At 55.8% G+C, this 468-nt stretch carries 1 protein-coding gene; it reads right to left on the bottom strand.

Going from position 1 to position 468, the window contains the following annotated elements:
- Positions 1 to 468: transposase (locus H7U37_RS16575; protein ID WP_204877017.1), on the bottom strand; the 468-nt coding region annotated here is incomplete at both ends.

The following is a 468-nucleotide window of genomic DNA, read 5'->3' as shown; positions in this document are numbered from 1 at the left end:
GGCGCTGCACCGTTTTGACACAGTCTTTGGAACGGGTGCACAGATGGCGTGTGGGACAGTTGACACAGATGCGAGGATCGCTTCGGTACTCCCGGTAGCCGTCCCGGTTGGTGGTGCGGTAGGTCAACACCTGGTGCTCCGGGCAGAGCACGCAGTCATAGTACTCGTCATACACATACTTCCACCACTCGTGGCCGCCCTTCATGGTCTGGGGCCGCTTGTAGGCGGTGGAGAGTACACGTCCATCCTCAAATACCTTTTTGCAGATATGAGGTGTCTTGTAGGCGGAATCGGCAACAATGGTCTCCGTTTCGGGAAAACTTGCGGTCACACGGTTATAGACTTCATCAAAGGCAACACTGTCATGTACATTGCCGGGGGTAACCACGGCTTCCAGCACAAAGCCGTGCTTGTCACAGGCCGTGTGGGCCTCATAGGCAAACTGCCGCTTGTGTTCCCCTTTCACAA

Origin of the sequence: Pseudoflavonifractor phocaeensis (genome assembly GCF_016901735.1) — a bacterium.
Lineage (GTDB): Bacteria > Bacillota > Clostridia > Oscillospirales > Oscillospiraceae > Pseudoflavonifractor_A.
The sequence above is the reverse complement of the archived record's forward strand: the minus strand, read 5'-3'. Positions and strand labels throughout refer to the sequence as shown.